The following is a 15,856-nucleotide window of genomic DNA, read 5'->3' as shown; positions in this document are numbered from 1 at the left end:
ACTCTACACAGTTCGGGGTCAGCCGCTGAGTCCGTCGTCGATCCGGTCGAGCAGCCGCTCGAGGTCGGCGTCGCGCTGCTTGCGCGGCGCGTCGCTCATCGGCCCGGTGCTGTAGAGCATCGCGAACCCGTGGACACCGGCCCAGCAGCTCAGCTCGGCGCCCTCGCGCTTCGAAGACGGGAGGTAGCCGGCCTCGACGCAGTCGTCGAGGGCCGCGCCCAGCAGCTCGTAGGGGCCGCTCAGGTCGCCGAGGGAGACGTGGCTGAACGCGACGGCGAAGAGTCCCGGCTCGGCCAGCGCGTACTCGACGTACGCCTTGCCCACCTCGCGCAACCGCCGGCGGGCACGCTCGACGGGGTCCGTGACCCGCACCCGCTTCACGCGCGACCGCATCGTCCCGGCCAGCTCGTCGTGCCCCACCTTCGCGACCTCGCGCAGCAGGTCGTCGCGGTCGGCGAAGTGGCGGTAGGCGGCGTTGTGCGAGACGCCGGTACGACGCGCCACCTCGCGGATCACGATGCCGTCGGGACCCTTCTCGCGGCCGAGCCCCACCGCCGCCTGCACCAGCGCCTCGCGCAGGTTGCCGTGGTGGTAGCTGGTCACGCGGCGCATGCTACCTCGATGTTGACACCGTCCACATCAGCGTGCACCATGGAGGTATGTTGACAGTGTCCACATCGCAGGCGGCCAGCAGGAGCCGCAAGGCGGGGATCCTCGTCGCCGTCTACGTCGCGGCGCTCGCGATCAACCTCGACATCACGATCGTCAACGTCGCGCTCCCCAGCATCGCGACCGAGCTCGACGCCGGCACCCGGGGTCTGCAGTGGGTCGTCGACGGCTACAACCTCGCGTTCACCGCGCTGGTGCTGGCCGCCGGCAGCCTCTCGGACCGCTACGGTCGCCGGCCCGCGCTGATCATCGGACTGCTCGGGTTCGCCGTCGCCAGCGTGGTCGGCGCGGTGGTCACCAGCACCGGCGCGCTCATCGCCGCCCGGTTCGGGATGGGCGCGTTCGCGGCGCTGATCTTCCCGACGACGCTGTCGATCATCTCCAACACGTTCACCGACCGCCGCCAGCGCGCGGCCGCCCTCGGGGGCTGGGGCGCGATCGTCGGCGTCGGTGTCGCCTCCGGGCCGGTCACCGGTGGGCTCCTGCTCGAGCACTTCTACTGGGGCAGCATCTTCCTGGCCCTGGTGCCGCTGGCGCTCGTCGCCGCCGGGCTGGCCTTCGCGCTCGTGCCCGAGTCGCGCGACCCCGCCGTACCGGCACTCGACAAGCGCGGCCTGCTCATCTCGACGGCGATGCTCGGCACCCTCGTCTACACCGTGATCGAGGCGCCGGAGCACGGCTGGGGCAGCACCTTCACCCTGCTCGGGTTCACCCTGTCAGCAGTCCTCGTGGCGGTCTTCGTCGCGGTCGAGCGCGCGGTCGAGCACCCGATGCTCGACGTCCGGCTGTTCACCGACCGCCGGTTCAGCGCGGCGAGCGGAGCGGTCACCGTCACGTTCTTCGCCCTGTCCGGCTTCATCTTCCTCATCACCCAGTACTTCCAGGTGATCCGCGACTTCGGTCCGCTGTCGACCGGCGCGCGCATCCTGCCGGTCGCGATCTCGATCGCGATCGCCTCGGTGGTGGGCGGGATCCTGGCCCCCCGGGTCGGCACCCGCGTGGTGGTCGTGACCGGGCTGGTCCTCTTCGGCTCGGCGATGGCGTGGATCGCGGCGAGCGTCGCCGTCGACACGTCCTACTGGGCCACGATCGTGCCGCAGATGGTGCTGATGGGCCTGGGGATGGGCCTCATCTCCACTCCGGCCACCGAGTCGATCATGCTGGTCCTCCCACCGGCCCGCGCCGGCGTGGGCTCGGCCGTCAACGACGCCACGCGCGAGCTCGGCGCGACCCTCGGTGTCGCGGTGATCGGCTCGGTGTTCTCCTCGGTCTTCGGTGCCCGCCTCGTCGACAGCGCGTTCAGCGCGACCGGCCAGGCCGACACCGCTGCCGATTCCGTGCCGGTCGCGGTCGCCATGGCCGGCGCGGACCCCACGCTGCTGGACGCCGTGCAGGAGTCGTTCCTGTCCGGGCTGTCCGTCGGCTGCGTCGTCGTCGCGGGACTGTGCTTCGCCGCGGCGGTCGCCGGGCTGGCCGCACTGCCCGGGCGGAGGTTCCACGCGGCCAAGGCGGAGGAGGCGGAGGCCGAGCCCGCCCCTGTCTGACCCACGCAACGGGGCGAATTGCTCTGGTTCGGCAGGAACGAGAGCAGATTGCCCCGTTGCGTCAACCCTTCTTGCGACTGAGGAACGCGACCATCGCCTCGCGCGCCTCGTCGGAGCCGAAGAGGCGGGCACTGAGCGTCACCATCGCGTCCGCGCCGGCGTCGATGCGCTCGAGCAACGGCTCACTGAGCAGCGCCTTGGTCTCGCGGAGCCCCTGCGCCGCACCGGTGGTGAGCTGACCGCACAGCTCGGCGACGGCGGCGTCCAGCTGGTCGGCGGGAACCGCCTTCGTGACCAGGCCCATGCCGACCGCCTCGGCGCCGGTGAAGACCTCGCCGCCGAGAGCGGTCAGCGCCGCGGCGCGCGGGGTGAGCCGGGCCATGACGGTCAGCGAGATGACGGCCGGGGCGAGCCCGAGCTTGACCTCGGTCAGCGCGAAGGTCGCGTCCTCGGCGGCGAGCACGAGGTCGGAGGCGGCGACGATCCCGATGCCGCCCGCGCGGGCCGCGCCCACCACGACGGTGACCACCGGCTTGCCGAGCGCGACGATGGTGCGCTGCATCTCCACCATCGCCCGCGCGCCCTCCTCCATCGGCGTCGTCGATGCCTCGGAGAGGTCCGCACCGGAGCAGAACACCCGGCCCGACGACCGCAGCACCACCGCGAGCACCTCGGGGTCCCCGTCGGCCCGCGCCAGCCGGTCCAGCAGCTCGGTCACGAGCTGGCGCGAGAGGGCGTTGCGGTTGTGCGGGGAGTCCAGGGTGATCGTCGCGACCCGGTCGGCGACGTCGTAGTGCACGAGCTCGGTCACGGGGTCAGCAGCATCGGCCATGGCCCTATCCAATACCCCATCCAGCACGCCCGCCGCACCGAACCACCCCTATGAGAACCCGACTTCCCTGGCTGGCCTTCGGCGTCCTCGCCACGCTCACGGGGCTCGGGCTCGCGCACGCCGTCGCCGCGCTCACCGATGCGGACACCTCGCCGGTGCTCGCCGTCGGCGCCGCGGTCATCGACCTGACGCCCACTCCCGTCAAGGAGTGGGCGATCCGCACGTTCGGGTCGGCCGACAAGCCGATCCTGGTCGGGTCGGTCATGGCCGGCGTGCTCGTCCTCGCCGCGGCGGCCGGGCTGCTGGCCCGCCGCCGCCCCCTGTACGGCGCCGGCCTGCTCGTCGCGCTCGTGGTGATCGCTGCGGTCGCGGTGGTGACCAGGCCTGAGGCGACGGTCCTCGACCTGGGGCCGAGCCTGGTCGCTGCAGTCGGTGCCGTCGCTGCACTGACGTGGCTCGCCCGTGAGCAGGCCGGCGCTCCCGACGGAGAGCCCGACAACGGCCGGCGGGGTGTGCTCATCGCTGCCGCCGTCCTCGGCGGACTCGCCGTCGCCGGCGGCGTCGGCGGCCAGGTCATCACCCGCCTTCGGCTCCGTCCCGAGGACGTCGCGCTCCCTGACCCCGCGGATCCGGCGCAGCCGCTCCCCCGCGGGCTGGACGACCAGGTCCCCGGCATCACGCCGTTCCGGACCGACAACGACGACTTCTACCGCGTCGACACCCGCCTCGACACACCGGTCGTGAGCAGCGACGACTGGACGCTGACGATCGACGGCGACGTCGACCAGGAGGTCACCCTGACCTTCGACGAGCTGCTCGACATGCCGATGATCGAGCGCGACATCACCCTCACCTGCGTCTCCAACAGCGTCGGCGGCGAGTACGTCGGCAGTGCCCGCTGGCTCGGCGTGCCCCTGAAGGACGTCCTCGACCTGGCCGGCATCGGCAGCACGGGCGCCGACCAGATCCTGTCGACCGACTTCGACGGGATGACGATCAGCACACCCCTCGACCTCGCGACCGACGGTCGTGACGCGATGATCTGCGTCGGCATGAACGGCGAGCCGCTGCCCCGGGAGCACGGTTTCCCGGTGCGGATGGTGATTCCCGGGCTCTACGGGTTCGTGAGCGCGACCAAGTGGCTCACCCGGCTCACCCTGACGACGTACGACGACCAGAAGGCGTACTGGACCCAGCGGGAGTGGGCCACCGACGCCCCCATCAAGCTCTCGGCCCGCATCGACACCCCCAAGGCCCTGGCCGAGGTCGACGCCGGCGACGTGGTGATCGGCGGTGTGGCCTGGGCCCAGCAGCGCGGCGGGGTCGGCAAGGTGCAGGTCCGGATCGACGACGAACCGTGGCAGGACGCCAACCTCGGGCCGGACGGGGGCGACGACTACTGGCGCCAGTGGTTCTTCCGCTGGGACGCACCCAGCGGGTCCCACAACATCGCCGTCCGTGCGGTCTCCGGCGACGGCGACGAGCAGGTCACCGAGCGGGCCGAGCCTTTCCCCGACGGCGCCAGCGGTCTCCACGAGCTCATCGTCCAGGTCGCCTGAGATCCGCGTCGATCCGCACCCATCCGTTCCGGCGACCGCGACGAATCCCTGACATCACCCAAGGCACCACCCCCCTGACACGGAAGGCACCACGATCATGAGGATCAACACCCTGCGCCGCCGGGCCGGCGTCGCCGTCACCGCGCTCGCCCTGTCCGTCACCCTCGCCGCGTGCGGCGACGACAGCGACTCCGGCGACGACAACAGCAGCAGCGGCGACACCAGCTCCGAGACCTCGGAGGACACCGGCGCCTCGGAGGACATGGGCTCCGACGACATGAGCGAGGACGCGGGTTCCGACCCCGCCGCCCAGACGTTCGGTGACGCCTGCAACCAGGTGCCCACCGACGGCGCCGGCTCCTTCGACGGCATGGTCCAGGACCCGGTCGCCACCGCGGCCAGCAACAACCCGCTGCTCTCCACCCTCGTCGCCGCGGTCGGCGCGGTCGAGGGCCTGGGCGACACCCTCAACGGCGCCGAGGCGCTGACGGTGTTCGCGCCCTTCAACGGCGCCTTCGAGGAGATCCCGCCGAAGGACCTCAACGGCCTGCTCAAGGAGGCCGGCCAGAAGGGCCAGGACAGCACCCTCTACACGATCCTCGCCCACCACGTGCTCGGTGAGAACGCCGACGTGACCGCGGTGGCCGGCGACAAGGACACCCTCGCGGGCGACACGCTCACCATCGAGGGCGACGAGAACGGCATGACCGTCACCGACGGCACCGTGACCGCCAACGTCCTCTGCGGCAACATCCCGACCGCGAACGCGACCGTGTACGTGATCGACAAGGTGCTCACCGGGGTCCAGTGACCCTCGCCTGATCGCGAAGAACACGGAAGGATCACCTCATGGAACCCGGTGTTCCCGCACCGGCCGGCGACCCCCACGCGGGGTCGCCGGCCGGCGCCGGTCCCGACCTGGCCGCGCTGCTGCAGCGCTCGGCCCGGGGCGACCGCGCCGCGTTCGCCGAGCTGTACGACGCCAGCGCCGCCCGCGTCCACGGCCTCGCTCTCCGCGTCGTCCGTGACCCGGCCCAGGCCGAGGAGGTCACCCAGGAGGCCTTCCTCGAGATCTGGCGCACCGCCAGCAGGTACGACCCGTCCCGCGGCAGCGCGGTCTCGTGGTTGCTGACGATCGCGCACCGCAAGGCGGTCGACCGGGTCCGCAGCGCCGAGGCGGCGGGGCGGCGCGAGTCGACGTACCACCACCAGAACCAGACGGTCGAGGTCGACACCACCGTGGAGGCCGCGACCGCCTCGCTCGAGGCCCGCCGGGTACGGGCCGCGTTGCAGGCGCTGACACCCGTCCAGCGCGAGGCGATCGAGCTCGCCTACTTCGGCGGCTACACGCACACCGAGGTGGCCTCGCTCCTCGACCTGCCGGTAGGGACGGCAAAGACCAGGATTCGCGACGGCCTCATCCGGCTCCGCGACACAATCGGAGTAGGACGATGAACGATCACCTCACCCAGCCCGACTGGGAGAACGCCCACGCGCTCTCCGGCGCGTACGCCGTCGACGCCCTCGACGACGTCGAGCGGGCGCGCTTCGAGGCCCACCTCCGGTCCTGCCCCGACTGCCAGGTCGAGGTCGAGACGCTGCGCGAGACCGCCGCCGCGCTCGCGGTCGACCCGGTCGAGCCGCCGGCCCGGCTGCGGGCGGAGGTGCTCGCCGGCATCGAGTCGATCCGGCCGCTGCCGCCGCTCATCGACCGCGACCAGCCGGCTGCCCCACGACGCCGTCCCTGGTACACCACCACCGGTCCGCTGCTCGTCGCCGCCGCCCTGGTCCTGGTCGCCCTGGTCACCACGGTGGCGCTGCGTCCGTGGGCCGACGACACGGAGCCGGCGCCCGAGCTCACGGCCACCGAGCGCGTCCTGGAAGCCCCCGACGCGGAGAAGGTCGCGCAGGAGTTTCCCGACGGGTCCGTCGCCACCGTGGTCGTCTCCCGGTCCGAGGGCCGCGCGGTGATCCTCACCGAGGACATGGCGCTCGCGCCCGAGGGCAAGGTCTACGAGCTGTGGCTCTCGACGGACGGCGTGGACATGATCCCCGCCGGCCTGATGCCCGACGACGGCGACGCGACCGTCCTCCTCGAGGGCGACGCGAGCGACGCCGTCGCCGTCGGGATCACCCTCGAGCCGGACGGCGGCTCCCCCGAGCCGCGGGGTCCGGTGGTGCACGTCTTCGAGCTGACCTGAGAAGCCACCATGACTCCCCGACGGCTCGCCGTCGTCGGGTCCGGCGTTGCTGGGCTCACGGCGGCCTACGTGGCGTCCCGTACGGCGTCGGTGACCCTCTACGAGGCGGACACCCGGCTCGGCGGTCATGCCGACACCCACGACGTGCACGACCCGGCCACCGGCCGGGACCTCGCGATCGACACCGGGTTCATCGTGCACAACCGGCGGACCTACCCGACCCTCCTGCGGCTCTTCGCCGAGCTCGGCGTCGAGACCCAGGAGTCCGAGATGTCGTTGTCGACCAGCGACGAGGCGACCGGCCTCGAGTGGGCCGGCGCGCTGGGACCCAGCGGCCTGTTCCCGGCCGCTGCCAACCTCCGCAACCCGCGCTACCTGCGGATGCTCACCGAGGTTCCGCGGTTCCACCGGGAGGCGCGGAGACTGCTGGCGCAGAACGGAGATGGCTCCAACATCGCCGACCTGACGCTGCGGCAGTTCCTCGACGGCGGCGGCTTCACGCCGTACTTCCGCCGGCACTTCGTCGAGCCGTTGGTCGCGGCCGTCTGGTCCTGTGACCCGACGGTCGCGACCGACTACCCGGCCGCCTACCTGTTCACGTTCCTGCAGCACCACGGGATGCTCGGCGTCTTCGGGTCGCCGACCTGGCGCACGGTCAGCGGCGGCTCGCGGACCTACGTCGACCGGGTCGCGGCCGCGATCGAGGCCGCCGGCGGGAGCATCCGCACCGGGACGGCCGTCACCGGGGTGGCGGAGGGCGACACCTCGGTGACGGTCCACACCGCCTCCGGCACGGAGGTCTACGACGCCGTCGTCGTCGCCACCCACCCGGCGCAGGCGCTGGCCGTGCTGACCGACCCGACCCCGGTGCAGCGCAAGCTGCTCGGGTCGATCCCGTACTCCCGCAACACCGCGCTGCTCCACACCGACACCCGGCTGCTGCCGCGGTCCCAGCGCGCCCACGCGTCGTGGAACTTCCGGCGCCCCGCGATCAACCAGGGCTCGGTGCAGGTCACCTACGACCTGACCCGGCTCCAGCGGCTGCCCACGCCGACGCACTACCTGGTGACCCTCGGCGGGGAGCACCTCGTCGACCCGTCGACGGTGATCGCGCGCCGCGACTACGAGCACCCGCTCTACGACCCGACGTCGGTCGCCGCCCGCGACCGCCTCGACGAGGCCGACACGTCCCGCATCCGGTTCGCCGGGGCCTACCACGGCTGGGGCTTCCACGAGGACGGCGCACGGTCCGGGCTCGAGGCCGTCCAGGGCCTCGGGCTCCCCTGGTCCCCGACCCGGCGCGGGTCCACGCCGACGGCCTACGACACGACGATCACGCACACCCGGCGCGCACCGTTCCGCCGCACCTTCCGGCACCGCTCGCACCTGTGGGTGGTCGACCTCGACCGGCTGCCGCAGCGGCGCCCGGGCTGGCTGCGCGGCAGCTTCGAGGCCCGCGACCACTTCGACGGACGCGGCGCCACGATCCGCGGGGGCCTGGACTCCTTCCTCGCCCAGCACGGCCACACCGACCGCTACGAGCGGGCCGTGATGGCCGCGCACCCACGGGCGCTCGGCCACTGCTTCAACCCGATCACCGTGTTCTGGTGCTGGCGGGACGGGGAGGCCACCGGTCCGGCGGACGCGACCGTCGTCGAGGTGCACAACACCTACGGCGGCCGCCACACCTACCTCGTGCCCACCGACGCCCGCGGCGCCGGGCGGGTCGACAAGGCGCTGTACGTCTCTCCGTTCCACGGCACCGACGGGTGGTACGACGTGGTCGCGCCCCCGCCCGGCGACCGCGGCCGCCTCGCCGTCGCCGTCACCCTCCACACCGAGGACGGCGTGCGGTTCTCCGCCGCGGTCACCGGTGCGCCCTCCCGGCGACCACCGCGGGTCGCCCTCGCCGCCCTGCGCGGCGCCGCCCTCATCCGGATGCACGGCATCGTTCTCTGGCTCCGCCGCCTCCCGGTCCGCCCCCGCCCCGACCAGCCCGACCAGCCCGTTCAGCCAGAAGGTGCCCGATGACCATCACCCATGACCGGAACCCCGTCCGCAGCTGGCCCGACCTCCAGCCGACGCCCGAGGCCGGGCCGGCCGCGCGCATCGCCCGTCGCCTGTTCCGCTCGGCGGTCTCCCGGCTCGACGTCACGGTGCACGTCGCGGCGGGCGCGTCCTACCCCGCCGAGACGATCGGCCGCGGCGGCCGCGGTGCACCGGCCATCCACGTCAACCGCCCGGAGGAGTTCTTCGCCCGGATCGCGCGGGACCAGCTGATCGGCTTCGGCGAGGCCTACCTGACCGGCGCCTGGGACGAGGGCGTCGACGGCCCGCCGACCGCCCTCGGCGACTTCCTCACCGTCCTCGCGCGCGACATGGCGACCCTGGTCCCGCGGCCGCTGCAGGCGCTGCGCTCGGCCGTCGTCACCCGGGTCCCGCGCTCCCACGAAGGCAGCCGCGGCAACACCCGCGCCAACGTGGCCCACCACTACGACCTCTCCAACGAGCTGTTCGCGCTGTTCCTCGACCCGACGCTGACCTACTCCGCCGCGCTCTTCGCGGACCCGGCAGCGGCGACCGCCGCGGACCTGCCGGGCGCGCAGCACCGCAAGATCGACCGCCTGCTCGACCAGGCCGGCGTCGGCGAGGGCACCCGGTTGCTGGAGATCGGCACCGGCTGGGGCGAGCTCGCCGTCCGGGCCGCCGCGCGCGGAGCGTCGGTGCACACGATCACGCTGTCGGTGGAGCAGCAGGCGCTGGCCCGGCAGCGGGTCGCGGCTGCCGGCTACGCCGACCGGGTCGAGGTCGAGCTGTGCGACTACCGTGCACTGCTCGACACGGCCTTCACCCGCGAGGCGTACGACGCCGTCGTGTCGGTCGAGATGATCGAGGCGGTCGGCTGGCAGTACTGGCCGGCGTACTTCCGCACCCTCGACCACGTGCTCGCGCCCGGCGGCCGGGCCGCGCTGCAGGCGATCACGATGCCGCACGACCGGATGCTCGCGACCCGCGACACCCACACCTTCATCACCAAGTACATCTTCCCCGGGGGCGCCCTGCCGTCGGTGCGGGCGATCGAGGAGACGGCCGCCCGCCAGACCTCGCTCCGCGTCGCCGACACGCTGTCTTTGGGGCGGCACTACGCCCGCACGCTCCAGCTGTGGGACGCCACCTTCACGGCGGCCGCACCCGAGGTCCGGGCCCTCGGGTTCGACGACACGTTCCGCCGGATGTGGCACTTCTACCTGGAGTACAGCCGCGCGGGGTTCGCGTCCGGCTACCTCGACGTCCAGCAGCTGACGCTCGCGAAGGACCCGCGATGACCGCCGTCGCGGAGCGCCTCGCCGACGCGCTGACCCCGTTCGTCGGCGGCGACCTGCCGGTGCGCCTCGTCGCGTGGGACGGGTCTGCCGCGGGCCCGGACGACGCCCCCCGCGTCGAGATCCGCTCTCCCGACGCGCTCCGCCGGCTGCTCTGGCAGCCGGGTGAGCTCGGGGCGGCCCAGGCCTACGTGACCGGCGAGCTCGACGTGCCCGGCGACCTCGACACCGCCCTGACCCACGCCTTCACCGTCGCCCGCGAGCGCGGCCTCGGCGGGCGCCGGTTGTCGGTCCCCGCGCTGGCGCGTGCGGTCCGGACCGCAGTCGGCCTGCGAGTCGTCGGCCCGCCCCCGGCGGCGCCGGAGACCCAGGCCAAGGTGCGCGGCCGGCTGCACAGCAAGGACCGCGACCGGCGCGCGATCAGCCACCACTACGACTTGACCGCCGACTTCTACTCGCTGGTCCTCGACCCGTCGATGGCCTACTCGTGCGGGTACCACACCGGCCACTGGGTCTCCCTCGAGGAGGCGCAGCACGCCAAGCTCTCCCTGGTCTGCCGCAAGCTCGGGCTCGAGCCCGGCATGCGGCTGCTCGACGTCGGTTGCGGCTGGGGGTCGCTGTCGCTGCACGCCGCCGAGCACTTCGGTGCGCAGGTCGTCGGCGTCACGATCTCCCGGGAGCAGCAGCGCTTCGCGCAGGCCGCCGCCCGTCGGCGCGGCGTCGACCACCTCGTCGACTTCCGGCTCTGCGACTACCGCGACGCCGTGCCCGCACCCCGCGCGGAGTACGACGCCGTCGCCTCGATCGAGATGGGCGAGCACGTCGGGGAGCGGAACTACCCGACCTACGCCTCCGTGCTCCACGCCGCGGTGCGGCCGGGCGGGCGCGTGCTCGTGCAGCAGATGTCGCGTTCCGGCCGGTGGCCGGGCGGCGGCCCGTTCATCGAGTCGTTCATCGCGCCCGACATGCACATGCGGCCGGTCGGGGCGACGGTCGGCCTGCTCGAGGCCGCGGGCCTCGAGGTCCGCGACGTGCACGCCCTGCGCGAGCACTACGTCCTCACGGTCGCCGGCTGGCTCGAGCGCTTCGAGCAGAACATCGAGGAGATCACCGCGCTCGTCGGGGAGGAGATGGTCCGCGTGTGGCGGCTCTACCTCGTCGGCGGCTCGATGGCCTTCCGGGACGGCCGGATGGGCGTCGACCAGATCCTGATGGTGCGGCCCGACGGCGGCCACGACCTGCCGCTGGAGCGAACGTGGTGACCGCCGTCCTCACCTCGCTGGCCGTGGTCGCGGTGGTGGCGGGCGCCGTGATGACGGTGACCGCACTGGTCGCCCGCCGGCAGGGCCGCGTCGTCGTCGTCGACGTGGCGTGGGGCCTGGCGCTGGCCCTCGCGGCCATCGCCGCCGCGGTCGTCGCGACGGTGCTCGACGAGGGCACCGCGTGGCGGGCGTGGGTGCTGGCCACGGCAGTCGGGGTCTGGGGGCTCCGACTGTCGTGGCACATCCACGGCCGCAGCAGCGGCGGAGAGGACCCGCGCTACGAGCTCCTGCTCGGCGGACCGCTCGACGACGTCGGGATGGGCGTCGCCGTCCGGAAGGTGTTCCTCGTGCAGGGGGCGGCCGCCTGGCTGGTGGCGCTGCCCGTCACGATCGGCGCCGTCAGCGAGGTCGCGTGGCCGGCACTGGTCGTCGTCGGGGGCGTGCTCTGGCTGGTCGGGATCCTCTTCGAAGCCGTCGGCGACGCCCAGCTTGCGGCCTACCGGCGGCGGCCCCGCGACGAGCGGCCACCGGTGCTTGCCACCGGCCTGTGGCGCTTCACGCGCCACCCGAACTACTTCGGCGACGCCTGCGTCTGGTGGGGCGCCTGGCTTGCCGGCGCGCTGGCGACCGGTTGGGGCGTCGGGCTGGTGACCCTGGTGGCTCCGGTGATGATGACCTACTTCCTGGTCTTCGCCACCGGCGCGCGGCTGCTCGAGAGGACGATGATGCAGCGCCCGGCGTACCGCGACTACGCGGCGCGCACCTCGATGTTCGTCCCGCTGCCACCTCGCCGTTCGGCCTAGCCCCCTACGCTCGGGCGGGTGACCAGCCCATCGACCCCTTCGAGCCCGAGCACTCCGAGCACCCCGAGCCCTGCGAGCGCCGGCGAGGAGATCCTCCGGCTCGCCTCGGCCGACAACTTCCGCGACGTGGCGGGCCCGGGCTACCCGACGGCCGACGGGGGCCGGGTGCGCCGCGGCGTGTTCTACCGCTCCAACGCGCTGCGGCTGACCGAGGCCGACCACGGCACGGTCAACGGGCTCGGGCTGCGCGCAGTGCTCGACCTGCGGTCGAGGGCGGAGATCGACCATCACCCCGACGTCGAGGTCCCCGGCGCACCGTGGCAGAACTTCGACGTCTCCGGCATCCCGATGGACAAGGTCGCCGAGCTGCGCGACCGGGCGACCGCCGTCGCGCTGATGGACGACGTCTACCGGGGGTTCGTCGAGGACGAGCGGGTGCGCGGCGAGTTCGGCGGGCTGTTCCGTCAGCTCGCCACCGGCGGACCGCAGCTGTTCCACTGCACGGCCGGCAAGGACCGCACCGGCTGGGTGGCGGCGCTGCTGCTCCACGTCGCCGGCGTCGACGACGCCACGATCGAGGCCGACTACCTGCTGAGCAACGAGCTCTCCGCGGGCAGCCGCGCCGCGATCGAGGCCGAGATCGCCCAGCACGCCGGACCGGAGCACGTCGCCGCGTTCGAGCCGACGCTGGTGGTGGACGCGGAGTACCTCCGGTCGGGCTACGACGCCCTCGAGGCGAGGTACGGCGACCGCGCGACCTACCTGCGCGAGGGACTCGGGCTCGACGAGACCACGGTCGCGACGCTGCGCGACCTGCTCCGCGAGCCCGAGTAGCCCTCCGGCAGGACTCCGCTCAGAAGTCCGTCGCCCGGATCTTCTCGATGTTGCGCTCGGCGAGCGCAGTGATGGTGACGAACGGGTTCACCGTCGCGGCCCCCGGGATCAACGCACCGTCGACGACGTAGAGCCCCGGGTAGCCGTGCAGCCGCCCGTAGTTGTCGGTAGCCTTGCCCAGCACCGCGCCGCCGAGGGGGTGGTAGGTCAGGGTGTCGTTCCAGATCTTGTAGCCGCCGAACAGGTCGGTGCGGTAGATCGTCCCCTCCTTGCTGTTGATCTTGTCGAAGATCGACTTCGCGGCGGTGATCGACGTCTGCTTCCAGCTGGTCTGCCAGCTCAGGTCGACCTTGCCGGTCGAGGGGTTCCAGCTGAAGCTGGCCCGCTGGTTGGTCCGCGTGATCGAGAGGTACATCGAGGCGTAGGTCTCGATGCCCACCGGCAGCGGCGCGACCTCGGCGAACGCACCGCCCGCGTCCCAGTTGTCGATGCCGATCGTCGGGATCGTCGACTGGAGCGAGCCGGTCGGGTCCCACATGTGGTTGGCGCGGCCGCACATCACGTTGCCGTTGTCGCCCCACCCCTTGCCGATCTCGCCGTTGAGCGCCGGCAGCACACCGGTCGCCTTCAGCTTGGTCAGCAGCTTGCTGGTGCCGACGCTGCCGCCGGCGAAGAACACCTTGTCGGCGGTGACCTCCTTGGTGGCGGTCACCGTGCCCGAGGTGTTGAGCACCTCGAGCACGACGGCGTAGCGCCCGCCGGAGACCGGCCGCACGGAGGTCACCCGGTGCAGGGTGGAGATGTTGACTCGACCGGTCGCGGCTGCCTGGGCCAGGTAGGTCTTCTGCAGCGACAGCTTGCCGTGGTTGTTGCCGTAGAGCACCTCACCGGCGAGCGCCGACTTCGTCGCGGTGCCGGCCGCCTCGGCCTTCATGTAGTCCCAGTCGTAGACGGTCGGGACGAAGCGCCACGGGAAGCCGGACCGCTCCGCGTGCTTCTTGCCGACCCGGCTGTACTGGTAGGCCGGGGTGCTCCCCCACCAGGCCGGGTCGACGAGCTTCGCACCGAGCGCCGCGTTGGCGCGTGGGTAGTAGACGTCGTACATCTCGTTGGCGTCGACCGTCGGGAGGACCTGGTTGAACAGGTCGCGCCGCGGGGTGACCGCCATGCCGCCGTTGACGAGCGAGCCGCCGCCGACGCCGCGGCCCTGGTAGACGGTGATGCCGGCGAACTCCTCGGCGTCGAGCACCCCGGTGTAGCGCGGGATGTCCTTGTCGATCGGGAAGCCGAAGAAATTGCTGACCGGCTGCTTGGTGCGGGTGCGCAGCCAGTAGGAGCGCTGGTCGGGCGCGGAGGAGGTCGGGAAGATCTTCCCGTCCGAGCCCGGGGTGTCCCAGGCCATGCCCATCTCGACCAGCTGGACGTCGATGCCGGCCTGGGCGAGCCGGAGTGCGGTGACGGCGCCGCCGTAGCCGGTGCCGATGACGAGGACGGGAACGGACGCGCCGTTCGGGATGGCAGCGGCCGTGGCCGTTCCGGGAAGTCCGAGAGCAGTGGCGCCGAGGGCGGCGCCGGCTCCGGCCAGGAACGTACGACGGCTCACGTCGGGCAGGGATGAGCGAGGACTCATGGGAGGTCCCTTCCTGAGAAAGTAGAACTCGTTATAGCGCCGCCGTGTGGCGCATGTCACTACTTTCCAGGTCAAATGTCCCGCTGGGCGCGCTCCGGCTCCTCGCCGGGCAGCGGCGGCGAGGCCGGGATCCGCTGTCGGATGATCTCCTCGGTCCGCGGGTCGAGGACGATCTCGTGGCTGTCACCGTCCCGCCCGTCGAAGCGCACCGACACGGTCTCGAAGCCCTTGTGCCGCTGGCTCTGGGCATACATCGCGTAGGCCTTGCGGTCGGCCTCGGTGAGGTCGACGTTGTCGGTGAACGGGGTCAGCAGCGCGCGCGGCCAGAGCCGCTCGGCCAGCACGACGTTGACCTCGATGCCGAGGACGCCGATGATCGCGGCGACGTACAGCAGCACCATCAGCCCGAGGACCAGGCCGAACGTCGCGTTCATGTTGTTGCTCTTGGTGGTGTCGAGCACCTGGGTGACGTACGACGTCCCGAAGTGCTGCAGCACCTGCCAGAGGATCGCGATCGTGAAGCCGCCCGGCGCGGCGCGCGAGATGTCGTGGCTGATCGCCTTCGCCGCCGCCATCCGCAGCAGGATCGTGAGGACGGTGCCGAGGATGAGCACCGTGACCAGCCGCACCAGCCAGCGGAACCAGGCGTCGTCGCGGATCACGCCGAGCAGCTCGGTGCCGGTCACGACCGCGGAGAGCACCGAGACGGCGAGGATGACCGACCCGGCAGTGGCCAGCAGGAACAGGCTGTTGATGCGCGTGATCACCGGGTGGGTGCGCCGGTTGCGCGGCACCGCCCAGGCCGTCGCCTGGACGTTCTGCAGGCCGAGTCCGAGACCGAGCGCACCGTAGAGGGCACCGAGCGAACCGACGACGATCGCTCCGACCGAGCCCTGGAGCCCCTCCGGCCGCCCGAGCTCGGTGCCGATGATCGGGAACTGCGCGAGCGCGGAGTTGAGCACCTCGTCCTTGAGCTCGGGGTAGCCCTGGAGGATGAAACCGAGGATCGAGGAGGCCAGCAGCAGCAGCGGGAAGATCGCCAGGAACGCGTAGAACGTCAGCACCGCCGCCAGGTAGTTGCCCTGGTCGTCGAAGTACTTGTAGACAACGGCCAGCGGGATCCCGAGGATCGGGACCCGACGTTGCGTCTGGTCGAAGCCGGCTGCGGCCCCCATGGTGGAAGCGTATCCGTGCCGCGG

The 15,856-nt window shown here is 72.3% G+C and carries 14 protein-coding genes; 10 read left to right on the top strand and 4 right to left on the bottom strand.

Annotated features, from left to right (window positions below; all coding sequences use genetic code 11):
- Window positions 1-18 precede the first annotated feature (18 nt).
- Window positions 19-603, bottom strand: a complete 585-nt coding sequence (locus DJ010_RS13305; RefSeq protein ID WP_211318779.1) for a TetR/AcrR family transcriptional regulator — start codon at window positions 601-603, stop codon at window positions 19-21.
- Between the two features lie 65 nt (window positions 604-668).
- Between DJ010_RS13305 and DJ010_RS13300 the strand changes: the two genes are divergently transcribed.
- Window positions 669-2,213: an MFS transporter gene (locus DJ010_RS13300; RefSeq protein ID WP_211318778.1), complete on the top strand. Its 1,545-nt coding sequence runs from the start codon at window positions 669-671 to the stop codon at window positions 2,211-2,213.
- 61 nt (window positions 2,214-2,274) lie between these two features.
- Here the strand turns inward: DJ010_RS13300 and DJ010_RS13295 are convergent, their stop codons facing one another.
- Window positions 2,275-3,045, bottom strand: coding sequence for an enoyl-CoA hydratase-related protein (locus DJ010_RS13295; protein WP_109694433.1), 771 nt, complete (start codon window positions 3,043-3,045; stop codon window positions 2,275-2,277).
- A gap of 50 nt (window positions 3,046-3,095) precedes the next feature.
- On the opposite strand from DJ010_RS13295, the gene DJ010_RS13290 reads away from it, so the two are divergent.
- From DJ010_RS13290 to DJ010_RS13250, 9 genes are all read left to right on the top strand, one after another.
- Window positions 3,096-4,604 carry a molybdopterin-dependent oxidoreductase gene (locus tag DJ010_RS13290; RefSeq protein WP_109694431.1) on the top strand — a complete coding sequence of 503 codons (1,509 nt, stop codon included), beginning with the start codon at window positions 3,096-3,098 and terminating at the stop codon, window positions 4,602-4,604.
- Window positions 4,605-4,701: 97 nt separating this feature from the next.
- Window positions 4,702-5,415, top strand: coding sequence for a fasciclin domain-containing protein (locus tag DJ010_RS13285; protein WP_109694429.1), 714 nt, complete (start codon window positions 4,702-4,704; stop codon window positions 5,413-5,415).
- Window positions 5,416-5,453: 38 nt separating this feature from the next.
- Window positions 5,454-6,059 (top strand): ECF RNA polymerase sigma factor SigK, encoded by a 606-nt coding sequence (gene sigK, locus DJ010_RS13280; protein WP_109694427.1) that lies wholly within the window; start codon window positions 5,454-5,456, stop codon window positions 6,057-6,059.
- Window positions 6,056-6,805, top strand: coding sequence for an anti-sigma factor (locus DJ010_RS13275; RefSeq protein ID WP_109694425.1), 750 nt, complete (start codon window positions 6,056-6,058; stop codon window positions 6,803-6,805). Before sigK ends, DJ010_RS13275 begins: the two co-directional genes overlap by 4 nt.
- Before the next feature lie 9 nt (window positions 6,806-6,814).
- Complete coding sequence (locus DJ010_RS13270; protein ID WP_109694423.1) at window positions 6,815-8,836, top strand: FAD-dependent oxidoreductase; 2,022 nt, start codon at window positions 6,815-6,817, stop codon at window positions 8,834-8,836.
- Window positions 8,833-10,131, top strand: a complete 1,299-nt coding sequence (locus DJ010_RS13265) for an SAM-dependent methyltransferase (protein ID WP_109694421.1) — start codon at window positions 8,833-8,835, stop codon at window positions 10,129-10,131. Before DJ010_RS13270 ends, DJ010_RS13265 begins: the two co-directional genes overlap by 4 nt.
- A complete protein-coding gene (locus DJ010_RS13260; protein ID WP_109694419.1) occupies window positions 10,128-11,390 on the top strand; it encodes a class I SAM-dependent methyltransferase in 1,263 nt (420 codons plus the stop codon). Before DJ010_RS13265 ends, DJ010_RS13260 begins: the two co-directional genes overlap by 4 nt.
- The gene (locus tag DJ010_RS13255; RefSeq protein ID WP_245927528.1) at window positions 11,384-12,193 is read left to right on the top strand and encodes a DUF1295 domain-containing protein; all 810 of its coding nucleotides are present in this window, start codon (window positions 11,384-11,386) and stop codon (window positions 12,191-12,193) included. Before DJ010_RS13260 ends, DJ010_RS13255 begins: the two co-directional genes overlap by 7 nt.
- An 18-nt stretch (window positions 12,194-12,211) precedes the next feature.
- Window positions 12,212-13,027 carry a tyrosine-protein phosphatase gene (locus tag DJ010_RS13250; RefSeq protein WP_109694417.1) on the top strand — a complete coding sequence of 272 codons (816 nt, stop codon included), beginning with the start codon at window positions 12,212-12,214 and terminating at the stop codon, window positions 13,025-13,027.
- Window positions 13,028-13,046: 19 nt separating this feature from the next.
- On the opposite strand, the gene DJ010_RS13245 is transcribed toward DJ010_RS13250, so the two are convergent.
- Window positions 13,047-14,657 carry a GMC oxidoreductase gene (locus DJ010_RS13245; RefSeq protein WP_109694415.1) on the bottom strand — a complete coding sequence of 537 codons (1,611 nt, stop codon included), beginning with the start codon at window positions 14,655-14,657 and terminating at the stop codon, window positions 13,047-13,049.
- Window positions 14,658-14,728: 71 nt separating this feature from the next.
- On the bottom strand, window positions 14,729-15,832 hold the full coding sequence (locus DJ010_RS13240) for a YihY/virulence factor BrkB family protein (protein WP_109694413.1): 1,104 nt from the start codon (window positions 15,830-15,832) through the stop codon (window positions 14,729-14,731).
- Window positions 15,833-15,856: the final 24 nt, after the last annotated feature.

The sequence above is a fragment of the Nocardioides silvaticus genome (genome assembly GCF_003160695.1).
In the GTDB taxonomy this organism is placed as follows: domain Bacteria; phylum Actinomycetota; class Actinomycetes; order Propionibacteriales; family Nocardioidaceae; genus Nocardioides; species Nocardioides silvaticus.
Note: the sequence above shows the minus strand (reverse complement) of the source record. Positions and strands in the feature narration are given on the sequence as shown.

Excerpts from the sequence above, each read along its gene's own strand:
- DJ010_RS13240 (WP_109694413.1), bottom strand. The coding sequence starts at position 15,832 with ATGGGGGCCGCAGCCGGCTTCGACCAGACGCAACGTCGGGTCCCGATC.
- sigK (WP_109694427.1), top strand. The coding sequence starts at position 5,454 with ATGGAACCCGGTGTTCCCGCACCGGCCGGCGACCCCCACGCGGGGTCG.
- DJ010_RS13245 (WP_109694415.1), bottom strand. The coding sequence starts at position 14,657 with ATGAGTCCTCGCTCATCCCTGCCCGACGTGAGCCGTCGTACGTTCCTG.
- DJ010_RS13270 (WP_109694423.1), top strand. The coding sequence starts at position 6,815 with ATGACTCCCCGACGGCTCGCCGTCGTCGGGTCCGGCGTTGCTGGGCTC.
- DJ010_RS13290 (WP_109694431.1), top strand. The coding sequence starts at position 3,096 with ATGAGAACCCGACTTCCCTGGCTGGCCTTCGGCGTCCTCGCCACGCTC.
- DJ010_RS13265 (WP_109694421.1), top strand. The coding sequence starts at position 8,833 with ATGACCATCACCCATGACCGGAACCCCGTCCGCAGCTGGCCCGACCTC.
- DJ010_RS13295 (WP_109694433.1), bottom strand. The coding sequence starts at position 3,045 with ATGGCCGATGCTGCTGACCCCGTGACCGAGCTCGTGCACTACGACGTC.
- DJ010_RS13285 (WP_109694429.1), top strand. The coding sequence starts at position 4,702 with ATGAGGATCAACACCCTGCGCCGCCGGGCCGGCGTCGCCGTCACCGCG.
- DJ010_RS13275 (WP_109694425.1), top strand. The coding sequence starts at position 6,056 with ATGAACGATCACCTCACCCAGCCCGACTGGGAGAACGCCCACGCGCTC.
- DJ010_RS13260 (WP_109694419.1), top strand. The coding sequence starts at position 10,128 with ATGACCGCCGTCGCGGAGCGCCTCGCCGACGCGCTGACCCCGTTCGTC.